Origin of the sequence: Limnobaculum allomyrinae, assembly GCF_016649425.1 — a bacterium.
In the GTDB taxonomy this organism is placed as follows: Bacteria; Pseudomonadota; Gammaproteobacteria; order Enterobacterales; family Enterobacteriaceae; genus Limnobaculum; species Limnobaculum allomyrinae.
Genome location: NZ_JADRCR010000011.1, coordinates 59296 through 79906 on the forward strand (window position 1 = coordinate 59296; position 20611 = coordinate 79906).

16 protein-coding genes and 1 pseudogene are annotated in these 20611 nt (G+C 43.5%); 4 read left to right on the forward strand and 13 right to left on the reverse strand.

Annotation, left to right across the window (positions count from 1 at the left end):
- The 10 genes from rffA to trxA all read right to left on the reverse strand — a co-directional run bounded on the left by rffA (position 1) and on the right by trxA (position 10692).
- Positions 1–1131 (reverse strand): dTDP-4-amino-4,6-dideoxygalactose transaminase, encoded by a 1131-nt coding sequence (gene rffA, locus I2494_RS17630; protein WP_218468385.1) that lies wholly within the window; start codon positions 1129–1131, stop codon positions 1–3.
- Between the two features lie 42 nt (positions 1132–1173).
- Positions 1174–1887, reverse strand: a complete 714-nt coding sequence (gene rffC / locus I2494_RS17635) for a dTDP-4-amino-4,6-dideoxy-D-galactose acyltransferase (protein WP_218468386.1) — start codon at positions 1885–1887, stop codon at positions 1174–1176.
- Positions 1865–2746: a glucose-1-phosphate thymidylyltransferase RfbA gene (gene rfbA, locus I2494_RS17640; protein ID WP_218468387.1), complete on the reverse strand. Its 882-nt coding sequence runs from the start codon at positions 2744–2746 to the stop codon at positions 1865–1867. Before rfbA ends, rffC begins: the two co-directional genes overlap by 23 nt.
- Positions 2747–2859: 113 nt before the next feature.
- The gene (gene rffG, locus I2494_RS17645) at positions 2860–3933 is read right to left on the reverse strand and encodes a dTDP-glucose 4,6-dehydratase (protein WP_218468388.1); all 1074 of its coding nucleotides are present in this window, start codon (positions 3931–3933) and stop codon (positions 2860–2862) included.
- Positions 3924–5186, reverse strand: a complete 1263-nt coding sequence (gene wecC / locus I2494_RS17650; RefSeq protein ID WP_218468389.1) for a UDP-N-acetyl-D-mannosamine dehydrogenase — start codon at positions 5184–5186, stop codon at positions 3924–3926. Before wecC ends, rffG begins: the two co-directional genes overlap by 10 nt.
- Positions 5183–6313, reverse strand: coding sequence for a non-hydrolyzing UDP-N-acetylglucosamine 2-epimerase (gene wecB, locus I2494_RS17655; protein WP_218468390.1), 1131 nt, complete (start codon positions 6311–6313; stop codon positions 5183–5185). Before wecB ends, wecC begins: the two co-directional genes overlap by 4 nt.
- A gap of 70 nt (positions 6314–6383) precedes the next feature.
- Positions 6384–7424, reverse strand: a complete 1041-nt coding sequence (gene wzzE / locus I2494_RS17660) for an ECA polysaccharide chain length modulation protein (RefSeq protein ID WP_218468391.1) — start codon at positions 7422–7424, stop codon at positions 6384–6386.
- Between the two features lie 21 nt (positions 7425–7445).
- Complete coding sequence (wecA, locus tag I2494_RS17665) at positions 7446–8543, reverse strand: UDP-N-acetylglucosamine--undecaprenyl-phosphate N-acetylglucosaminephosphotransferase (RefSeq protein WP_218468392.1); 1098 nt, start codon at positions 8541–8543, stop codon at positions 7446–7448.
- A gap of 72 nt (positions 8544–8615) precedes the next feature.
- Positions 8616–9875, reverse strand: a complete 1260-nt coding sequence (gene rho, locus I2494_RS17670) for a transcription termination factor Rho (protein ID WP_047782390.1) — start codon at positions 9873–9875, stop codon at positions 8616–8618.
- A gap of 490 nt (positions 9876–10365) precedes the next feature.
- A complete protein-coding gene (gene trxA / locus I2494_RS17675; protein ID WP_218468393.1) occupies positions 10366–10692 on the reverse strand; it encodes a thioredoxin TrxA in 327 nt (108 codons plus the stop codon).
- A 145-nt stretch (positions 10693–10837) separates the two neighbouring features.
- Between trxA and rhlB the strand changes: the two genes are divergently transcribed.
- From rhlB to I2494_RS17690, 3 genes are all read left to right on the forward strand, one after another.
- Positions 10838–12121, forward strand: coding sequence for an ATP-dependent RNA helicase RhlB (gene rhlB, locus I2494_RS17680; protein WP_218468394.1), 1284 nt, complete (start codon positions 10838–10840; stop codon positions 12119–12121).
- A gap of 37 nt (positions 12122–12158) precedes the next feature.
- A complete protein-coding gene (gene gppA / locus I2494_RS17685; protein ID WP_218468406.1) occupies positions 12159–13658 on the forward strand; it encodes a guanosine-5'-triphosphate,3'-diphosphate diphosphatase in 1500 nt (499 codons plus the stop codon).
- A gap of 922 nt (positions 13659–14580) precedes the next feature.
- Positions 14581–15438: a YiiG family protein gene (locus I2494_RS17690; RefSeq protein ID WP_407657927.1), complete on the forward strand. Its 858-nt coding sequence runs from the start codon at positions 14581–14583 to the stop codon at positions 15436–15438.
- Positions 15439–15508: 70 nt separating this feature from the next.
- Here I2494_RS17690 and rep read toward each other — a convergent pair whose 3' ends face one another.
- The 3 genes and pseudogenes from rep to ilvC form a co-directional block, all read right to left on the reverse strand.
- Positions 15509–17536 carry a DNA helicase Rep gene (gene rep, locus I2494_RS17695; protein WP_218468396.1) on the reverse strand — a complete coding sequence of 676 codons (2028 nt, stop codon included), beginning with the start codon at positions 17534–17536 and terminating at the stop codon, positions 15509–15511.
- Positions 17537–17679: 143 nt separating this feature from the next.
- Positions 17680–17832, reverse strand: a pseudogene (locus tag I2494_RS17700) (DUF805 domain-containing protein); the annotation flags it as partial.
- A gap of 248 nt (positions 17833–18080) precedes the next feature.
- Positions 18081–19559: a ketol-acid reductoisomerase gene (gene ilvC / locus I2494_RS17705; protein WP_218468397.1), complete on the reverse strand. Its 1479-nt coding sequence runs from the start codon at positions 19557–19559 to the stop codon at positions 18081–18083.
- A 163-nt stretch (positions 19560–19722) separates the two neighbouring features.
- On the opposite strand from ilvC, the gene ilvY reads away from it, so the two are divergent.
- Positions 19723–20604 (forward strand): HTH-type transcriptional activator IlvY, encoded by an 882-nt coding sequence (ilvY, locus tag I2494_RS17710; protein WP_130590090.1) that lies wholly within the window; start codon positions 19723–19725, stop codon positions 20602–20604.
- Positions 20605–20611: the final 7 nt, after the last annotated feature.

The following is a 20611-nucleotide window of genomic DNA, read 5'->3' on the forward strand; positions in this document are numbered from 1 at the left end:
TCAGGCGAAATAACTCAGAATGGTATTAATTACCGTACGTTGAGTAATGTCTGTCATGTTAAAGAATAATGGCAAACGAACCAGACGGTCGCTCTCTTTCGTGGTATAGCGATCTTCGCCGTGGAATTCACCATACTTTTCGCCGGCAGGACAAGCATGCAGAGGAATATAGTGGAATACCGCCATAATCTCCGCTTCTTTCAGATAGCTGATAAAGCGAGTGCGATCCTCTACATCGTTCAGCTTAATATAGAACATATGCGCATTTTGCTGGCAGTTTGCTGGAATCGTTGGCAGTTCAACTCTTCCCTGTGCAGCCAAAGCTTTAAATGCATCATAATAGTTATGCCATAGTTGCAGACGACGCTGATTAATTTGTTCTGCAGCTTCAAGCTGCCCCCACAGGTATGCTGCCTGCAAGTCAGCCATCAAATAGCTGGAACCAATATCACGCCAGGTATATTTATCTACCTGACCACGGAAGAATTGACTACGGTTAGTCCCTTTCTCACGAATAATTTCAGCGCGTTCAATAAGTGTAGGATCGTTAATTAACGTTGCTCCACCTTCACCACCTGCCGTATAGTTTTTCGTTTCGTGAAAGCTGAAACAGCCAATATGACCAATGGTACCTAATGCTTTGCCCTTATAGGTGGACATCACTCCCTGTGCTGCATCTTCTACCACATACAACTTATGCTTTTTCGCCAACGCCATAATGGTGTCCATTTCACACGCCACACCAGCATAGTGAACCGGAACAATCGCTCGGGTATTTTCAGTAATCGCTGCTTCAATTTTAGTTTCATCAATATTCATAGTATCCGGGCGGACATCTACAAAGACCACTTTAGCACCACGCAATACAAAAGCGTTAGCCGTTGAAACAAAGGTAAAACTTGGCATGATAACTTCATCACCCGGTTTAATATCCAGTAATAACGCAGCCATCTCCAGTGAAGCCGTGCAGGATGGCGTCAGCAATACTTTATGGCTACCAAAGTGCTGTTCCATCCATTGCTGACAGCGACGAGTAAAACCACCATCACCACATAACTTACCGCTACCCATTGCGGCTTTCATATATTCAAGTTCGGTACCAACAACGGGTGGAGCGTTAAAAGGAATCATTTTTTCACCTGAGTAATTTGTTAAATAGACATCTGTAAATAGTTATCTGTATAACCAATATGCTGTGCTATTGATGGAAGCACCGCTACGAATATAAAGACGCAAAGCCGCAAGATTTCCCATCTGAGTGGCAACACAGAGGTGATTCAATTTTCGTGCCACACACCAACTTTTCGCTACCTTCATCAGCTCAAGGCCAACGCCTTTATTGCCGCAATCAGGCCAAACAGCTAATAGCCCAACACGTCCCTGACTATCGCCAATATCACGTAACGTCACAAAGCCTTGGGGATTACCGTCTTTATCCTCGAGTATCAAACAGCTATGGTCAAAAGTTCCTAATACGGCTTTTTCAACCCATAACGCATAGAAACGACCGCTATCACTATCCTGATACCATGGGGCACGAAACCTACTCAGGCGGAATGCATCTGATGCTACTGTTCGTAATGCCGGTATATCCTGCTCTGTCGCTAACCGGCAGGAAAACATTAAACTCGGTGAACGATCAATTACTGCATCAAGCGATACAATAAAATCCACTTCGCCTTCAACCAGTTGAAAACTCAATGAACTTAAAGTATCTATCCAATCACCACGCGATGCGGGTACCTTTGCCTGAACTAATTGGAAACCAGACAACGCTTGCACATCTAATGACGTAGCTACCGATTGATTAAAATTCAGCTTAGCCGTGGAGAGAGAAAAGAATTCACTCTCCCACTCAAGAGGCTCAATATTGGCGTGGACGGACATTGAGTAAGTCCTGCAAATATTTCCCATAACCTGTTTTGGCCAGAAGCTGTGCGGTTTTTAATACGCTCGCATCATCTAACCAGCCATTGCGCCAGGCAATCTCTTCCAGACAGGCAACTTTAAACCCTTGCCGTTTCTCCACCGTTTGTACAAAAGTACTGGCTTCAATCAAACTATCGTGAGTACCTGTATCTAACCAGGCAAAACCTCTACCAAGCAGTTCAACATTCAACGTACCTTGCTCAAGATACATTTGATTAATACTGGTAATTTCCAGTTCACCACGTGGAGAAGGTTTAACCTGTTTAGCTAATTCCACTACTTGATTATCGTAGAAATAAAGCCCAGTTACAGCCCAATTTGACTTAGGCTTAAGGGGTTTTTCTTCAATAGACAGTGCCCGGAAATTGTCATCAAACTCAACAACACCAAAACGTTCAGGATCCATTACCTGATAACCAAAAACGCTTGCTCCCTTATCGCGGGCAACAACACCACGCAATTTTGAGCTGAAGCTTTGACCAAAAAAGATGTTATCACCCAGAACCAAGCAGCAGGAGTCACCATTAATAAACTCTTCGCCAATCAGAAATGCCTGCGCTAATCCGTCCGGACTAGGCTGAGCTGCATAGCTGAGCTTAATACCAAACTCTTCACCAGAGCCTAATAAACGTTGAAATGACGGTAGATCTTCCGGAGTAGAGATAATCAAAATATCCTGAATTCCGGCCAGCATCAGCACGGAAAGCGGATAATAAATCATTGGTTTATCATAAATAGGGAGCAGCTGTTTTGATACACCGCGCGTAATTGGATACAGTCGGGTACCAGAGCCACCCGCAAGAATAATACCTTTCATTGGCTTCACCATTTCCCTGGCGCTTGCATTAAAAGGAGGCCGGGGATATCACTTAAACAGAATCTAATGATCGGGGCTCTTGTTTAGAACCCCAGGTTATTTTGTCAGCAGAACTACGATTTCAAACCAATACGTTCTCTGGCATAGCTTCCATCCTGAACGCGCTGCCACCACGCTTGATTTGTCAGATACCAGGAAACCGTCTTACGAATACCTGACTCAAAGGTTTCTTGTGGCTTCCAGTTCAGTTCACGTTCAATTTTTCCGGCATCAATGGCATAGCGCATATCATGACCTGGACGATCCGTTACATAGGTAATCAGATCCTCATATTTAGCTACACCTTCGGGTTTTGATGGGGCTAATTCTTCCAGTAGCTGGCAGATAGTGCGCACAACTTCAATATTTTTGCGTTCATTATGACCGCCAATATTATAGGTTTCACCAATAACACCTTCAGTGACGACTTTATATAAAGCCCTGGCATGATCCTCAACAAATAACCAGTCCCTGACCTGGGCCCCATTACCATAAACCGGTAATGCTTTTCCTTCTAATGCATTCAAAATGATCAGCGGAATTAACTTCTCAGGAAAATGATATGGCCCATAGTTATTAGAGCAATTTGTCACAATGGTTGGAAAACCATAGGTACGCAGCCAGGCTCTGACTAAATGGTCACTGGATGCTTTAGACGCTGAGTAAGGGCTACTTGGAGCATAAGGTGTTGTTTCAGTAAACAAGTCCGTAGTCCCATGCAAATCACCATACACTTCATCAGTAGAGATATGATGAAAGCGAAATAACTGCTTCAACGCCGTATCCAGCCCCATCCAATAGTGACGAGCGGCTTCCAGCAGCGTATAGGTTCCAACAATATTGGTTTCAATAAAGGCTGCCGGGCCATCAATAGAACGATCAACATGGCTTTCAGCAGCCAGGTGCATCACTAAATCTGGTTGATATTGTGCAAACACCCGATCTAATGCGGAGCGGTCACAAATATCAACTTGTTCAAAAGAGTAGCGTTCATTGTCAGACACTTCCGCCAATGAATCCAGATTTCCGGCATAAGTCAGCTTATCAACCACCAATACACTATCTTTGGTATCCTGAATAATATGTCTCACTACCGCAGAACCAATGAAACCGGCTCCGCCAGTGACTAAAATCTTTCTCAACGCCATACCCCTTTAGTGTCGATAATCCACTGTTGCTTAACTTGTTCCGGGCGAATTTCCTTAAACTGACGATGGTCAACCAGCATTACCAAAACATCAGCTTCAACCAGTGCTTGCGCAGTCTCCGTTAAACGGGCTTTTTCAGCCAGTACCTTTGGTAATTCATGAACATTTGGCTCAACGGCCAATGTTGTTCCGGCATGCCAGTCAGCAATCATGTGAGTAATTTCCAGCGCCGGGCTTTCTCTCAAATCGTCAATATCTGGTTTAAATGCCAGACCAAAACAAGCAATTTTAATCTCTGCGGCACGCTTACCGGTAGCAGTCAGGCAATCAGCTACCGCAGACTTCACTTTATCCAATACCCAGTAAGGTTTGCCATCATTCACTTCACGAGCAATACGAATCAAACGTGCATCCTGAGGATTTTGCGCCACGATAAACCATGGATCGACAGCAATACAGTGGCCACCGACACCAGGACCTGGTTGCAAAATATTAACCCGGGGATGACGGTTAGCCAGACGAATCAGCTCCCATACGTTAATCCCCTGATGGTCACAAATCAGTGACAGCTCATTAGCAAAGGCGATATTGACATCGCGAAAGCTGTTCTCAGTTAACTTACACATCTCAGCAGTGCGTGAATTGGTAATAACACACTCGCCTTTCAGGAAGATTTTATATAACTCACTGGCGAGATCCGAGCAGCGAGGGGTCATACCACCCACTACACGGTCGTTTTGAATCAGTTCTACCATCACTTTCCCTGGTAATACTCGCTCAGGGCAATAAGCGATATTAATATCAGCCTGCTCACCTGCCTGCTGAGGAAAAGTCAGATCCGGGCGAGCCGCCGCCAGCCAACCAGCCATCTGTTCAGTAGCGCCAACCGGTGAAGTTGACTCCAGAATAACCAGGTCGCCTTTTTTCAGAACCGGTGCAATAGATTTAGCTGCTGCTTCTACATACACCATATCCGGCTCATGATCGCCTTTAAAAGGTGTTGGTACAGCAATCAAAAATGCATCTGCAGCCAACGGTTTAGTCACCGCCTGTAAGCAACCTGCTTCAACGGCCTCTTTAACCACTTTATCTAAATCAGGTTCAACAATATGAATCGCTCCGCGGTTAATGGTATCTACCGCATGCTGATTAATATCTACGCCAATAACCTTTTTTTTGCGCGACGCAAAAGCTGCTGCTGTAGGCAAACCAATATAGCCAAGACCGATTACTGAAATTGTTTCAAAACTCATAGCTTCACCTGATTATTTTTTAAAGCATCGAGAATACGCTGACAGGCTTTCCCATCACCATAAGGATTATGTGCCCGGCTCATTAAATGATATTCATTTTCATCCGTTAATAACCGACTCACTTCTTCTAAAATCAATGCAATATTTGTACCAACTAATCTAACTGTACCTGCCGAAACCGCTTCCGGACGCTCTGTCGTTTTACGCATAACCAGAACCGGCTTGCCTAAAGAAGGAGCCTCTTCCTGAATACCACCAGAGTCAGTCAAAATTAAGTAAGCGTGATCCATTAAATAAACAAATGGCAAATAATCTTGAGGTTCAATCAAGATCACATTATCAATGTGGCTCAGGATGCGCTTAACTGGCTCTCTGACATTCGGATTAAGATGTACCGGATAAACTACCTGTACATCCGGATGGGTACGGGCGATGTCTGCCAGTGCACTACAAATCCGCTCAAAGCCATCACCAAAACTTTCCCGACGATGACCAGTGACTAAAATGATTTTCTTATCTTGCTGCAGGAAGGAGTAACGTTGTTCCATCTCCTGTTTTAATTGAACATCATTATGAATACGATTGCGCACCCAAAATAAAGCATCAATTACCGTATTGCCTGTAACAAAAATACGGCTGTCAGGTATAGCTTCCGTTAATAAGTTTTGTTTTGAGGTTTCTGTCGGAGAGAAATGATACATGGCCAGATGGCCCGTCAATTTCCGATTTCCTTCTTCTGGCCATGGAGAATACAGATCGCCGGTACGCAACCCTGCCTCAACATGTCCAACAGGAATACGCTGATAAAAAGCAGCCAAACTGGTGGCAAGAGTCGTAGTGGTATCACCATGAACCAAAACCACATCCGGTTTAAACTCTTCCAGAACCGGTTTTAACCCTTCAAGTATACGACAGGTAATTTCCGTCAAACCTTGCCCCGGACGCATAATATCCAGATCGTAATCAGGTTTTATGTCAAATAGCTTAAGTACCTGATCCAGCATCTCCCGATGCTGAGCCGTTACACAAACTTTCGACTCAAAATAGTCATCATCGGCCAGTGCATGCACCAGAGGAGCCATTTTAATCGCTTCAGGTCGCGTGCCAAAAACAGTTAACACTTTCACAGAGCTATCTCTTTAAGTCAGTTATCACGGCAGATATGCCATCCGGGTGCCCTGGGGCACCTATTCTTAATCAAAATTCTTTTTTACGTCTGCGGGTCAGCGCTACTCCGGCACCGACCAGTGCACCTATCCCACCCCACATAATCAGCAGGAATACGCGACGAGGTTTGTCTCGGGTAATTGGATCTTCAGGAGTACGTAAATAACGGTATGCTTTAAACTGATTATCCAGTTTTGCACCATCATTCAGAGAAGACAGTACCGCGCGATCGTGGTCATAATCATTTTCAAAATCAGGTCCATTCGCCTGTAATGCTTCATATCGAGCCTGCAGCATCGGCTTACCTAATAAAAACAATTCGGAGTTAGGTAATTGATCGGCTGGAACATCCGTTTGAGAACGAGTGATATTCTGTTGCTGAGCTATGGTCAATGCCTGCTGCAAACGTTTTAATTCTCGCTGGTATACTGCATTCGCCATTTTTTCCTGACGCTGAACCTGACGAGCCAGAGACGTTTGACGTACTGACCAGGTACCTTGTAATTCTGCATTTAAACTTGCTACCGCACGTTGATTAGCAAAATTAATATACTGGCGCAATAGCTGGTTTGCATCGCTTGGTGTTTCAGCGGTTAACTTAACACTGTCATTTACACCTTTTTTATCGTCTTTAGGCGTAAAAACAATATTATTAATTAACTCATCCAGAACTACTGCATCTGCACGCACATCACCTGATTGACGCTGCTTATAATAATCAGACTGTAGCCAGAAATCACGGCGAGCATCATAGGAAGAGAGCTGCATGATAAACTCGCTATAAACATCTTCCGTAATCGGTGTTTCTGCCACTGCTGTGTTATTGCTACTGGTTCGGGTAAGCCCTCGCAAAAACTGCTCTTGCGAATAATAACCGCCCAACATACTGACTGTCGGTTTATCAGTAATTGCAGTTGTACTCCACTCCTGTTTGACTACATAAGAGTAGCCTAAAGCAATAGCTGCAAAAATAATGGCAATGCCAACAATCCATATTTTGCCATACCATAATGAATAACACAGACTACGAATATCTAATTCATTATCAACTGACTGGATCTCTGATTTCATGTCTAAGACAAAAGCCTCTGGTTAAGAAATTCGCTGATTTTCATGAGTTCGACGCATACGGCGCTTTGTGCGTTTAATAAAACGGGCCACGCGCCAGGCATGCTTAATACAAAAGCCATACAGTACAAATACAAGCAAGAATAGTACCAACATCATCCATTCAGAGATAAAAAAGATGTGTTCTCCGACAACACCAATGGCTGCTAACAGCGCAGCCGCCAGCGTAATCAGCACAAATGCCTGACGGGAGGTGAAACCGGCGCGCATAATAAGATGGTGGATATGTTGTCGATCGGCAGCAAATGGACTCATGCCCTTACGTAACCGACGGTACATAATGGCAATCATATCAATTAAAGGGATAGCAATAACCCACAGCGCTGTCACAGGATTCATTGGGTGGCCGACGCCCTGAGTACTTTGCAGTAAAATCCAGATAACGGTAAAACCAATTAGTGTACTACCTGCATCACCCATAAATACTTTATAACGCTTACCAAATGCACCCAAATTGAGTAATAGATAAGGGATAATCGCGGCGATGATAGCAAAGCACCAATAACCTAAAAATGCTTGTCCATCAATAACCAGTAAAATACCTAATGCGCCAAAAGTGACACATCCTAATCCACCAAGCAGGCCATCAATACCATCAACCATATTGAAAGCATTAATTGCAGCCCACACGGCAAACAGCGTCACCACATAACCTACCGGGCCGAGTACCAGCTCCCATGGACCTAAAATAAATCCAAGACTATGAAGGTACAGACCAGCAAAAACCATCATCGCGATAGCAACCAATGCCTGTACTGATGCTCTGAACTTAACGCTAATATCAAAGCGATCGTCAACAGCACCAACTAAAACTAAAATTCCGGCACAGATAAGATAAATGCCGGGTTGCTCAATCTCATTCCAATTAAGAAAGAGATACAGGCAAATCCCGGCATAAACAGAAATACCACCAACTAATGGAATAACTCCCTGGTGGCGTTTCCGATAATTTGGTTTATCTACTAAGCCAATAATTTTGGCTATTTTGCGAGCAACAAATAGAAAAGCCAGAGAAAACAAAAAGACGATAGCAAGATCGCCACTCATACTGAGTAAATTCACGATTAACGGCTCTCGATAAAGGTTATGAGTATCAGAATATTACTCTAATACTCATAACTATTTAACTGATTATTATGAACGCTTCATCATATCAAAGAATTCATCATTAGTTTTCGTCATCGCTAACTTATTGATGAGGAATTCCATTGCATCAATCTCTCCCATAGGATGGATAATTCTGCGCAGGATCCACATTTTTTGTAATTCTTCTGACGTTGTCAGTAACTCTTCTTTACGGGTACCAGAACGGTTGTAATCAATAGCCGGGAACACACGCTTTTCAGCAATCTTGCGAGACAGGTGCAATTCCATATTACCCGTACCTTTAAACTCTTCGTAGATCACTTCATCCATTTTAGAGCCGGTATCCACCAGTGCTGTAGCAATAATGGTCAAACTACCGCCTTCTTCCACATTACGCGCTGCACCAAAGAAACGTTTAGGGCGATGCAGAGCATTCGCATCCACACCACCAGTCAAGACTTTACCTGAAGCCGGTACAACCGTGTTATATGCACGCGCTAAACGGGTGATAGAATCGAGCAGAATGATAACGTCTTTTTTATGTTCAACCAGACGTTTAGCCTTTTCAATAACCATTTCAGCAACCTGAACATGGCGGGAAGCTGGTTCATCAAAGGTTGAAGCTACGACTTCACCTTTTACCAGACGTTGCATCTCGGTAACTTCTTCCGGACGTTCGTCAATCAGTAAAACCATTAGCACACAGTCAGGATGGTTGTAAGCAATGCTCTGTGCAATGTTTTGCAGCAGCATTGTTTTACCCGCTTTTGGTGGTGCAACAATCAAGCCACGCTGACCGCGACCAATTGGAGAAGCAAGGTCCAGAACGCGAGCGGTTAAATCTTCAGTAGAACCATTACCACGTTCCATCCGCAGACGAGAATTGGCATGTAATGGCGTTAAGTTTTCAAACAGAATCTTATTGCGCGCGTTTTCTGGCTTATCGTAGTTAACTTCGTTAACTTTCAGTAATGCAAAATAACGTTCGCCCTCTTTTGGCGGACGAATTTTGCCTGAAATGGTGTCACCAGTACGTAAGTTAAAACGGCGAATTTGACTAGGGGAGACATAGATATCATCAGGACCTGCGAGGTAGGAGCTGTCTGCTGAGCGGAGGAAACCAAATCCATCCTGCAATATTTCCAGCACGCCATCGCCAAAAATATCCTCTCCACTTTTCGCATGCTGTTTAAGAATCGAAAAGATAATATCTTGTTTGCGCATACGGGCCAGGTTTTCCAGTCCCATATTTTCGCCGAGAGTAATCAACTCAGAGACCGGCGTATTTTTTAGTTCGGTAAGATTCATAATGGTGGGTTCTTTAACTCGGGGTCTGTCTCGAAAAGTCTTCGTGAATAGCTGGCGGTATACGCCGCGCCTGTATTATTAGAATATCTGTTCATTATTTTATATCAGAAAAGTAGTATGACGATGCCTGACCACATATCAGAAACTCAGAAATAATGCCCGGATATACATTCTAAACCTGTTTTAAAATCATAGCATTCACAGTCGATGCTCATGATTAAACTGCTCTAAGAACTTTAAGCTACGATTTTAAAACGAGTACGTATTACGTATATAGATAAGATTGCATGAAGCGTGATTAAAGGTAGCACGCTTTATTACCAGAGTCTACGGCTCAGCCAATAAATTAGCACCTGCAGGCTGTTTTTCCAGTAAAAATGTTCGTTGAGAGCACTATTTTTTTTAATCTGATAGCTAAGAAGTCTTGTTTACCCATAAAGATAATGGATAAACAAGAACAAATATGCCGAAAAAATTAGCGTAATATCAATTAAATACTGGCATCCAAAAACTCTTTTAATTGCGATTTTGACAGCGCGCCAACTTTAGTTGCAGCAACGGCACCATCTTTAAACAGCAACAGGGTTGGAATACCGCGAATACCATACTGAGGCGCAGTTGCCGGGTTTTGATCGATATTCAATTTAGCAACCGTTAGCTTACCTTCATACTCAGCCGCCACTTCATCCAGAATCGGGGCAATCATTTTGCATGGACCACACCACTCGGCCCAAAAATCCACCAGTACAGGACCATCAGCTTTCAATACATCATTTTCAAAGCTGCTATCGGTTAAGTGAATAATTTTTTCGCTCATGTTTGACTCCACAGGATTAGATATGTTTCATTGGTGTTATATTAACCAAAGAAACGTTGAATATATGTTGACTTTATTTCAACGGATACGCATTCGTAAAGCAATACTTTCGTGAATACAAGGTTAGCTGATATTCTACACCACTATGAGCAAAACACACTTAACAGAACAGAAGTTTGCCGACTTCGCACTACACCCTTCGGTAATCAAGGCGCTTGAAAACAAAGGCTTTCATTACTGTACGCCAATACAAGCACTGGCGCTTCCTTATACGGTTGCAGGGCATGATGTTGCAGGACAGGCACAAACGGGTACCGGAAAAACACTGGCTTTTCTGGCATCTACCTTTAATTATTTACTCGCCCATGAGGCTGATAGCAATCGCAAAATCAATCAACCTCGTGCACTAATTATGGCTCCAACCCGTGAACTTGCAGTCCAAATTCATAACGATGCGGAAGCACTGGCTCAGGAAACTGGCCTGAAAATTGGGCTAGCCTACGGTGGCGATGGCTATGATAAGCAGTTAAAAGTATTGGAAGCCGGCGTTGATATTCTGATTGGTACTACTGGTCGCCTTATTGATTACGCTAAGCAAAACCATATTGATTTAGGTGCTATCCAGGTTGTTGTTCTGGATGAAGCTGACCGCATGTTTGATCTGGGTTTTATCAAAGATATCCGCTGGATTTTCCGTCGTATGCCACCGGCAACTCAACGCTTAAGCATGCTATTTTCAGCAACGCTTTCTTTCCGCGTCCGTGAACTGGCATTTGAACATATGAATAATCCTCAATATGTTGAAGTGGAACCCACCCAAAAAACCGGCCACCGAATTCAGGAAGAATTGTTCTACCCTTCTAACGAAGACAAAATGCGCTTACTTCAGACGCTTCTGGAAGAAGAATGGCCTGAACGCTGCATTATTTTTGCTAACACTAAACATGCCTGTGAAGAGATCTGGGGATATTTAGCCGCTGACGGGCATCGCGTTGGTTTATTAACCGGTGATGTAGCACAGAAAAAACGCTTACATATTCTGGATGATTTCACCAAAGGTAATCTGGATATCCTGGTAGCAACGGATGTTGCGGCCCGTGGTTTACATATTCCTGAAGTTACCCATGTATTTAACTATGACCTTCCGGATGACTGTGAAGACTATGTGCATCGCATTGGCCGTACCGGGCGAGCGGGTGCCAGTGGGCATTCCATCACTCTGGCCTGTGAGCAATATGCATTAAATCTGCCGGCTATTGAGCAATATATTGGTCACTCAATTCCTGTCAGTCGCTATAATTCAGAAGCATTACTGACTGACCTTCCTGCACCAAAGCGTCTTTCACGTCCGCGTAATACCGGCAACCCAAGACGCAGTAGCGGGCCTCGCCGGAATGGGCCTCCGCGTAACAGAAAACGCCCGGGTTAATATTGATGCTGCCAGTACGGATAACTTATTGAACGCTATGAACAGACAAGAAGATGAATTGCCTCTCTATGCCGCCATCGATCTTGGTTCGAATAGCTTCCATATGCTGGTTATCCGGGAAATTGCTGGTCGTATCCAGATTATTGACCGTATCAAGCGAAAAGTCCGGTTAGCTGCCGGACTTGGCGATGATAATTGTTTATCAGAAGAGGCGATGCAACGCGGCTGGCAATGCTTACGTCTGTTCGCTGAGCGCCTTTATGGTATTCCTCCATCCCATATTTGTATTGTTGCCACCGCAGCGCTACGGGCAGCCAAAAACTCCAATACGTTTATTACTACGGCCGAAACAATTTTAGGCTATCCGGTTAAGATCATCAGTGGCGAAGAAGAAGCCCGATTAATTTATCAGGGCGTTGCTCATACCACTGGAGGAGCACAATCCCGACTGGTGGTAGATATTGGCGGCGGTAGCACTGAGCTGATTACCGGAACCGCAGATAACATTTCTCAATTGGTGAGCTTACCAATGGGTTGTGTGACCTGGCTGGAACATTATTTCAGCGATCGAACATTAAGTACCGACAATTTTCAACAGGCAGAACTTGCCGCTCATCATCTTCTGGTACCTATTGCCGATAAGTTGAAATATCAGGGCTGGAAAATTTGTGTCGGCGCATCAGGTACGGTACAAGCACTACAGGAAATCATGGTAGCGCAAGGCATGGATGAGCAAATTACGCTGGATAAATTACAGCAATTAAAAGAACGCGCGATTCAATGCGGCAAACTGGAAGAGCTGGAAATTGCTGGCCTGACTTTAGAAAGGGCACTGGTTTTCCCCAGCGGGCTCTCTATTCTGATCGCTATTTTTGAAACCCTGGGTGTAAACAGCATGAATTTGGCCGGTGGTGCACTGCGTGAAGGCCTGATATACAGCATGTTAAACCAACCGGTAGAAAAAGATATCCGACAAACGACCATTCAGATGATGCAATACCAGTATGCTATCGATCGGCAACAGGCCGACAGAGTTAGCCAGTTAATTGATCACTTTTACCACCAGCTAAAAGACAGTTGGGATATCAATGATAGCATGGCAGAGCTTCTTCATTGGGCCAGCCAGATATATGAAATTGGGTTAAGTATCGACTTCAAACAATCACCCCAGCATGCCGCTTACTTGCTGAATCATACTGAAATGCCAGGCTTTACCCCTGCACAAAGGAAATTACTGGCTGCCTTACTGATAAATCAAACTGATATCATAAATCAGCCAGTGCTGGCAGAACAGAATGCATTATCACTACAGCAGGCACAAAGGCTGGTACGTTTACTGCGTATTGCCATTCTATTATGTCGCTCACGGCATCCTGATCGCATTCCGGATATCACGCTTACCGGTCAGGGAGAACATCTCAATCTTGAAATTAAAAAAGAATGGCTTGCGTTGTATCCCTTGCTGACCGAAACGTTACAACAAGAAAGCCGCTGGCAAACATATAGCCATCTTCCACTGACCATCATGACAGTTTAACGACTGAATTTTCTCTTCTGCATCAAGTCATAATAGGCTATTTCTTTTTTATCTAATTACCCTCGTAACGATCTGGATAGATAAAGTTTAGTGAACTTCACCAGCAAAATCTCTCCATCAAACGTATAAACGGTATAATATTCATTCACTCTGTTATAAAACAACTTGAATAAAAATAGCGAAAAATTAATCCACCTGCTTCTTTAATTAATAAAAAACGATCTTTCATTCATATAATGAATATGTACTTCAAATTCATAAGATTAATGATTTAATGTAATAATTAATGGTGGAATACTATTAAAATAGATTAGTCCATAAGGTCTAAAATGAATATTCAATAAGTTACTATCACCATTAAATTTTGAACTGATTGTGTAATACATTTAGCGTCGTCAAAACATCAATTGCTTGCTCAACACGGGCAACCTTCCTTAACAGGCTGTATTTAAAACGTCTTATCGTATTATTCTTTCTATTATTTTATAGATTACGACTACCTATTAACGTCTTTATTTATGGTAAAAACTTCTTTTTACCCCAGTACTGCTACAAATAGTTACAAATAAAAAGAAATATCAATCTCATTAAAACCTGCAATATATTGAAAATAGTCAGCCGAAAGAGTATTTTCACCATCCACACTTTTGATACAGTTAAATTTAGTACTCTCAATAAAGGATAAAGGTATAAAAATGGATTTTAAAAATAACGCTATCATATGGAAAAAAGGAGCGATCGCGCTTTCCATTATATTGGCATTATCAGCCTGTGATAAAAAAAGGAAGAACCAGCTGCCAGTGCACCAACAACAGTCCAAAATACTCAATCAGCGGTTAAAAAAGCAGATGCTGAAAAAGTAGAAGCTGAAAAATCAACGGCAGATGCCAAAGCAGAAGAGACACAAGACGCAGAAGAAGTACTGCAAGAAAAAATGAATGCTTACATTGAGTGCTATAACGCATTGGATGGTTCTATTCACGATAGTATTAGCCGCTATACCAGCTGGGTGAAAAATTTCGAAAAAGGCCCAACAGGCAAAGAAAGTGTGGTTTATGGACTTTATGAGATTCATCAAAACAGTACGAATTCCTGCAAAAACAATATTACCGCAGCCCTTGCAATTAAACCTGAACTCAAGCCGATGGATGAGATTGCTGCCAACTATCTTGCTGCAGCTGAAACAGTAAGTGCAGAAATTAACGAATTGAATCGTTACTACGATCAGGAAGACTACAAAGACGATAATTTTGCCAAAGGCAAAGAACATAATTCTAAGCTAGTTGCCGCCTATAAAGCTTTTGAACCTGCCTCGAAAGCGTTCTCCCAATCCATCAGTAAAATTAATAACGAGCGTCAACAAGCCCGTCTGGATAAAATGGAGAAAGAAGAGGGTAAGTCACTGAATTATTATAGTCTTGGTATTATGTTGGATGCGCAAACCATCAACGGCATGATTGAAGAAGAGTCATTTGAAACAGAAAAGCCACTCGCTCTGGTTTCAGAACTGCAAAGCAAAATTGAGAACGCTCGCCCTCTTATTGAAGAGCAGAAAAAGGCTAATAACATGTCCTACATGAGTTATGAGTCATTATTACGCCAAGCGGATAGCTACGCTAAAGCAGCCAAAGAACGTATTCGTCGCGTAAGAGATAAAGAACCCTACTCCACTGGTGAAAAAATGAATCTGGGTACCTCTGGCGAATGGATGGTAAACGGTTCAGTCGGAAAGCTGATCAAAGAGTACAATAGTCTGGTTGGCGACTACAACAGACTATAACGGGGAAAATACCTACCTCTTGGCAGGTAGGTATGATGAAAAAACCGGATCTCTCCGGTTTTTTCATTTTCTAGGATGCATTATTTCTACTTTTTGCCAGCTGTTCACGAATATTAGCCAGATGCCCTTTGCCTTTTTCCATTCTCTCTTCGGCAGACACAACCTTACGGGCGCTTTCCCAGCGCAAATCATCCTGAGGCAGCTCCAATAAGAATCGGCTTGGCTCCGGACGCACCAATTCACCAAACTGACGACGCTCACGGCATAGTGTGAACGTTAGCTCCTTCTGAGCCCTGGTAATACCTACATATGCCAGGCGGCGTTCTTCATCAACATTATCTTCATCAATGCTGCTTTGATGAGGAAGAAGTCCCTCTTCCATCCCTACCAAATAGACATAAGGAAACTCAAGGCCTTTGGAGGCATGCAATGTCATCAGTTGAACCTGATCGAAATCTTCTTCATTTTCACCACGTTCCATCATGTCACGCAGCGTAAAGCGAGTAACGACTTGAGTCAGCGTCATAGGCTCATCCAGATCGGAGCCTTCTAACATTTCAGTCATCCAGCCAAACAGTTGATTGACGTTTTTCATACGCATCTCAGCCGCTTTCACACTGGGAGACGTTTCATACAGCCAGCTTTCATAATCCATACCGTGAATCAGATCCCTGACGGCAGCAACGGGTTCTCTTTCAGAGGTTTCGGCAACAGAAGATAACCAGCGAGTAAAACGCTGTAGCGACTCAAGCCCACGCCCGGTGAGATATTGCTCCAGCCCAACGTCAAAACTGGCCCGGTATAAGCTAACACTTCTCTGATTTGCCCATGTTCCCAATTTCTCCAGCGTTGCCGGGCCAATTTCTCGACGTGGAGTATTCACTATTCGTAAAAATGCGCTGTCATCATCCGGATTGGTCAGTACTCGTAAATAGGCCATCAAGTCTTTAATTTCTGGCCGGGAAAAGAAAGACGTTCCACCAGAAATCCGATAAGGAATACGGTTTTGCATCAGCATTTTTTCAAAAATACGTGACTGATGATTTCCCCGATACAGAATGGCGTAATCTTTATAATCGGTTTTATTGATAAAGTGATGGGCAATCAATTCACCCACAACCCGCTCGGCTTCATTGTCTTCATTATTAGCCGTGACTACCTTCAGTTCTTCACCATATCCCAACTCTGAAAACAGCCGTTTCTCAAATACGTGCGAGTTGTTGGCAATCAAAATATTAGCGGCTTTAAGTATTCGTCCGGACGAACGGTAATTTTGCTCCAGCTTAATCACCTGTAAAGCAGGAAAGTCCTGACTCAATAACACTAAATTTTGCGGGCGAGCCCCCCGCCATGAGTAGATTGACTGATCGTCATCTCCCACCACCGTAAAACGAGCACGATTGCCCACTAATAGCTTAACCAGTTCGTACTGGCTGGTATTGGTATCCTGATATTCATCCACCAGCAGATAACGCAGGCGATTTTGCCAACGCTCTCTGACTTCCTCATTTCGCTGTAACAGCAAAGTAGGTAATAGAATCAGGTCATCGAAGTCGAGAATACTGCAGGATTTGAGCTGTTTATCATACAGGTCATAACAGTGAGCAAACAGTTTATCACGCTCGGATTTTGCCGCTGCCGCGGCTCCCGCCGGGCCAATCAAATCGTTCTTCCAGTTAGATATGGCTGATATCAACTGAGAAATTAATACTTTGTCATTCTCCAGCCACTTCTCCGTCAACTCTTTCAATAATGCCATCTGATCCTGATCGTCAAACAGCGAAAAGTTGGACTTCATATTCAATGCGACATGTTCACGCTTGATAATTTCCAGCCCAAGAGTATGGAACGTTGAGATAACAATTCCTCTGGCCTCTTTACGCCCCAGCGTTTGTGCCAGACGTTCTTTCATCTCTCTGGCCGCTTTATTGGTAAAGGTTACTGCCGCAATATGGCGAGCCTGATAACCACACTCACGAATCAAATAGGCAATTTTATTAATAATTACCCGTGTTTTACCCGAACCAGCGCCAGCCAGCACCAGGCAAGGGCCGGTAACAAATTCAACTGCCTGCTGTTGGCGGGGATTCATGCGCATAACGAAATTACTTACTCAGAAGACCAAGGGGAAAGGATTATAGCAAAAATCTGATTCCCCTATACACAATGAAGGGTTGATGAATAACAGAAACAAAAAAGCCCGCAATCTATACGGGCTTATACCTGGATAATCATTAGAAATTATTTTGATGCTGGCCCAAATTGGTTAGCACCTGGCGTTCCTTCCAGACAGAAGAACACCAGCAAAACGATAGAGCCAAACGGAATGAAAGCAATTAAATACCACCAACCGCTTTTATCCAGATCGTGTAAACGACGAATAGCAACGGCCAGAAAAATCAGCGTATTTCTCTAACAAACATTTTTTGAACCATTCCACAATTTCTTTCCTTGAAAAATAAATAAACTAAAAAAATCGAACGCCCGAATTATATCTGAAACCATTACATAAGTAATAATCATTCAACTGTAAATATTTCGAAAAGATTGATTATAAATAAAGGCTTATAATTCAATTGGGTAAAATTTTTCCGAAAAAAACCAGAGAAGAATTCTCTGGTTTCTGTATTCATTAATCTGAATTATCCGGCAACAGCAATACGCTTCATATCCGTCATATAGCCACGCAATTTCTTACCAATCACTTCAATTGGATGATTGCGGATAGCTTCGTTAACGTCACGCAGCTGAGCATTATCAATTTCTGCTGCTGCAACAGATTTACCTAAGTCACCAGCCTGCAATGAACCCATGAATTTTTCACGCAGTAACGGTACGGCGGCATTAGAGAACAGATAGTTGCCATATTCAGCAGTATCAGAAATAACCACATTCATTTCATACAGGCGCTTACGAGCAATGGTGTTAGCAATGAGCGGTAACTCGTGCAGAGACTCATAGTAAGCAGACTCTTCGATAATGCCGGAAACTACCATGGTTTCGAATGCCAGCTCAACTCCGGCTTTAACCATTGCAATCATCAACACGCCGTGATCAAAGTATTCCTGTTCACTAATTTTGCCTTCCTGCTGAGGTGCATTCTCGAAAGCGGTACGACCTGTCTCTTCGCGCCAGCCTAATAATTTAGCATCGTTATTTGCCCAGTCAGCCATCATGCCTTCAGAGAACGCACCAGAGATAATGTCATCCATATGCTTTTGGAACAATGGAGCCATCAACGCTTTTAACTGTTCAGACAATGCAAAAGCACGCAGTTTTGCCGAATTAGACAGGCGATCCATCATCAATGTAATGCCGCCTTGTTTCAATGCTTCGGTGGTCGTTTCCCAACCGTACTGTACTAATTTCTCAGCATATGCCGGGCTGGCACCATCAGCCACCAGCTTGTCAAAACATAGAATTGAACCAGCCTGTAACATCCCGCACAGGATAGTTTGCTCACCCATCAGGTCAGACTTAACTTCAGCAACAAAAGAAGACTGCAGAACGCCTGCACGATGACCACCGGTTGCCGCCGCCCATGCTTTAGCAATCGCCATACCTTCACCTTTAGGATCGTTTTCCGGGTGAACAGCAATCAGCGTTGGTACACCAAAACCGCGCTTATACTCTTCACGAACTTCCGTTCCCGGGCACTTCGGCGCAACCATCACCACGGTGATATCAGGACGAATAGTTTCGCCAACCTCAACAATATTGAAACCATGAGAATAACCTAACGCCGCACCTTTTTTCATCAGCGGCTGAACTGCCTGAACGACGGCTGAGTGCTGCTTGTCTGGCGTCAGGTTAACCACTAAATCTGCCTGAGGAATCAATTCTTCATAGGTACCTACTTTAAAACCATTCTCTGTCGCTTTACGCCATGATGCACGTTTCTCATCAATCGCTTCTTTACGTAGCGCATAAGCAATATCCAGACCAGAATCACGCATATTCAGACCCTGGTTAAGACCCTGAGCACCACATCCGACAATAACGATTTTTTTACCCTTCAGAAAACCGGATTCATCAGCAAACTCATCACGCCCCATAAAACGGCACTGACCTAATTGGGCCAACTGCTGGCGTAAGTTTAATGTATTGAAATAGTTAGCCATTATTATTCTCCATTCCTGATTGTTATGTTGCGCTTTGTTGTGTTGGTACTCATTAACTGCAGTACGCCTGAAATTCATAATAAGACAAGATCTGCATTGCTTAAATTGATATATTAAGAAGATGATATTGCAATTTCTGCAATACAAAATTTGGTGCCTTAATGTGGATCTTCGTGATTTAAAATTATTTCTTCATTTAGCCGACAGTCAGCACTTTGGCAAAACGGCTAAAGCTACCTATGTTAGCCCTTCCACCCTGTCAAGACAGATACAGCGAATGGAAGAGGAACTTGGGCAGATGCTGTTTCTGCGAGATAACCGCACGGTACAACTCACCCACGCAGGCCAACAGCTTAAAGTCTTTGCTCAACAAACATTATTGCACTATCAGCAGTTAAAAAATGCCCTGACGCAGGAGGGAGAATCCCTTAGCGGTGAACTACGCATTTTCTGCTCGGTAACGGCTGCCTACAGCCATCTGCCAACCATACTTGACCAATTCCGAGCCCTGCACCCCAATGTAGAAATAAAATTGACCACCGGTGACGCTGCGGATGCAGTTGATAAAATTCAGTCCAATGATGCAGATCTGGCCATTGCCGGTCGCCCGGAAACCCTGCCTTCTACCATTGATTTTCGCAAAATTGGTGAGGTTCCACTGGTGTTAATTACCCCCGCGTTGCCTTGCCCGGTGCATACTCAAATGCTGGAACATAAACCTGACTGGGCAAATATTCCTTTTATTTTACCGGAACATGGCCCAACACGCAGACGTATAGACCAGTGGTTCCGCCGTTACCACATCAGCAATCCACAAATTTACGCCACGGTTGCCGGTCATGAAGCCATTGTTTCTATGGTTGCGCTTGGCTGCGGTATTGCACTGATCCCCAGCGTAGTGCTGGATAACAGCCCCGAAACTATTCGTAGCCGGATCTCAGTAGCAGACCACGTCACCCTGACATCCGCCTTTGATTTGGGGGTATGCGTACAGAAAAAACGCCTTAATGAGCCTCTGATTCACGCCTTCTGGCAGTTGATATGATTTTTAT